The organism is Tatumella sp. JGM130 (genome assembly GCF_018257525.1).
Classification (GTDB): domain Bacteria; phylum Pseudomonadota; class Gammaproteobacteria; order Enterobacterales; family Enterobacteriaceae; genus Tatumella; species Tatumella punctata.
The window spans coordinates 1-2,956 of the sequence record NZ_JAERJS010000067.1 but is presented as its reverse complement, the minus strand read 5'-3'; the positions used below and the strand labels follow the sequence as shown (position 1 = coordinate 2,956).

Here is a 2,956-nt window from a genome sequence, read left to right as displayed (position 1 = left end):
TTTGGCGATTGATCAGATCGCACAATCCGGGCTGAGTTCCCTTAAAGTGATCTACTATTTGGCGCAGCTATTTAGGTATGAAGTGTATGAAACAGAAAGCGGTGAACAGGCTGCTGGCGGTATCCGCTGTTACTGCACGCAGATAACGGAGCAGCCATGAAATCACAGATGCTGCAGATGAAACTGCACGAACTGAATATCACGCCGTTCCACAGCCGTCCGCGGGTGAGTAACGATAATGCGTATGCAGAGTCACTGTTCCGGACGCTGAAGTATGTACCGCAGTGGCAGCCATCAGGGTTAAGAACACTGTCGGATGCCCGTCGTTGGGTAGAAAAATTTACCCGGTGGTCCGTCACAACGGCATACGCTATGTGACGCAATCAGAGCGATATCGCGAAGAAGACCATGTGCTCCTGAAACAGCGTGATAAACTGTACCGGAGTGCGAGATAAGCCCACCCTGAACGCTGGTCAGGTAAGCGAGAAGCTAGCCGCAGGAAGGTCCGGTAACGTTGAATCCGGAACGGGAAATACAGGCGGCTTAAATTAACCAAGGGCTACAACTATCTTGATGAAATAAAAAAGACCCCTCAGGCCTTAAGGCTACTTCTGGTTTAAGTGCGGCGAAAAAAGCGAATCAAAAACAGGATCACAAAAAATAGCAGCTTGGCTTTGATTGATTCATCCGATAAGTCAGTTATGTCTGCTTTTGGCACACAACTGTCATTCAGATCAACTTCATCATGAGATGTTAGCTATACACCAATTTTAGTTAGCGATGGTCAAGTAATCTGTAAACGGTCTCTAAGTAAAAGGTAAGTGGGTAGTCAAGTCAGATTCAATTACTCAGCACTATCAATATGAAAAAATAACAATTAAATCTAACCTCCCATCTCGTCCCGCCATTCACAGGGCGGGATTTTTTCGTCTGTGAAAAATAAATAACCTTTAAAAACAAACATATCGTATTTATACCCGAATTAAGTATACATTTTGTATTGCATGTAATGGATACGTTTTGTATATTTATTCCATCGAAACGAAACATCGATGCGGTAAACGGATTGCGTACCGCGCCGGACATGACGTCAGGCTGCTATTTAAAAACAAGGTTCCTGTGAATACACAGGTAAAAGTTTAACCATTAAGGAGGCCAGAAATGGTGAATTAACGCGGTTAGACCGCAGCCGAAAGGCAATACAGCAGTTATGATACTGCCCTGAGTCGCGAAGTTACGCGAGCCTGTGTAGTAACGGGTCAAGATTCTTATATCAAAACAAGCTCCGGTAGAGCAGTACGCTGGCCAAACGTACACCGGTTATTAGCGGCAATGAAGCGACGCAACCTCAAGGGTATGAGCGTGGCCACTGCGGACAGTGGTATCTGTTGATTTACCCTGCTTCTGGAAACGGGAGCAGGAATAAATTTACAGAGGACATTCCAATGAACAGAAACAGACGCCGCATGGCAGAATTCAACGCCCGTAAATCAGCAGAGGCTATGCAGTTGAAGCCGGTAGATCAGGTTGATCGGGCACTGAAAGCACCTAACTGGCGTAACCGTCCGGAGCAGGTATCGCAGTGTATGCCAGATGTCGCTATTTACTCAGCCGGATACCGAGCTCAAAAAAACCACCTGACATGTACTGCTCGTTAGTAATCTTACTGATTGCCAATTATTACAAACACACCTTAGTCAAAAGTGTATCAAAAACATACAAAACATTATTTTTACTTTTATAAAAAGGCTGAATGGCTTAAATTTACAACACAAAAATTACATGCCAAACGTCAGTCCTATGCTTCACTTTAGTCAGGGCTAAAAACGCATGTTTCACTGATGAATACAAAGGTGATCTGGCGTGGATATTTTTACTATGTAGTCTTTATTATTGGATTTGATATGCCATATAAAGGAAAGTTTAACTTTATTATCAATACGCTAGAAGTATTAACCTGGGCAACTTTTGTCGGAGTTTTACTTTGGTGTTTAATTGATTACCCTTAAGATGAGTCATGATGAATTGGCAACACATTAGTATCAACTCTCCTAGTAACTTAAGAGATAGTAATGAATTCTACGTAGTTGAAATCGGTAATGAAACACCACGGATTGCCAGCTGGGACTCAAGTGAAGGACGTTTTTTTGATGCACGCAACCCACAACCAAAGAGAGCATATCTAAATGTAGAGCATTGGTATATGGACTCCGAATAGATGAAAATGACTATACAACTCTCCCGCTCGGCCGATAACTATGGAGAGCACCACTAAGCAATTATTACACCTAGCTCCCCTGTCCATTCACCACACAAAAAAACATAACAAAAAATCATCAATTAAAATCAGGCTCCAACTATGTATTCGTAAGCCTGATTTATTGTTTCAGCTTACTCTCGCATCCAACCATTGTTCAGCATGTCGTCAACAACATTGTTTATTGTCTGTTCGCCCTGAACTGTAACATCTTCATCAGTGAGAGCTCTGCCGCAACCGCCACAGGTGACGCCATCATACCCATTACTGGAGTCAAAACCGGCTGGAAACACAAGGCTTTGACTACCACATTGCGGGCAATGCAGATATATATCACACGCCATAGCTATACCCTCATATTATTAGGTTAATATACAAACAATCAGTTTTATTTATATATCAAGACTAGGGGTAGGGGTAATTAAGCCCGTAAAAAAGGCACTAAAGCATCATTTTAAAAGCATTCTGATGTCAGCCCTTCATTCGTGGAGGGCTTTTTTATGCCTGTTATACAAGCGTCCATTCACTGAGTGGGCGGTTATATGACCACATTCAGGAGAGGATTATGGAAAGCACAGAGTTACAGCTGTATGCACTGCCAAAGACGGCGGGTGAACTGGAGGCGGCGTTTATCAGTGGTGATTACACCGACCGGCTGATTGAAGAAATCCGCGCTAAAGCAAAGTCAGTCGTTGGTGA

The 2,956-nt window shown here is 43.2% G+C and carries 2 protein-coding genes; both read left to right on the top strand.

Annotated elements, in window-relative coordinates:
- Nucleotides 1–156 precede the first annotated feature (156 nt).
- On the top strand, nucleotides 157–378 hold the full coding sequence (locus tag JK211_RS16590; RefSeq protein WP_249213834.1) for an integrase core domain-containing protein: 222 nt from the start codon (nucleotides 157–159) through the stop codon (nucleotides 376–378).
- Between the two features lie 1,067 nt (nucleotides 379–1,445).
- Nucleotides 1,446–1,658: a hypothetical protein gene (locus JK211_RS16585; protein WP_212709722.1), complete on the top strand. Its 213-nt coding sequence runs from the start codon at nucleotides 1,446–1,448 to the stop codon at nucleotides 1,656–1,658.
- Nucleotides 1,659–2,956 lie beyond the last annotated feature (1,298 nt).

Excerpts from the sequence above, each read along its gene's own strand:
- JK211_RS16590 (WP_249213834.1), top strand. The coding sequence starts at position 157 with ATGAAATCACAGATGCTGCAGATGAAACTGCACGAACTGAATATCACG.
- JK211_RS16585 (WP_212709722.1), top strand. The coding sequence starts at position 1,446 with ATGAACAGAAACAGACGCCGCATGGCAGAATTCAACGCCCGTAAATCA.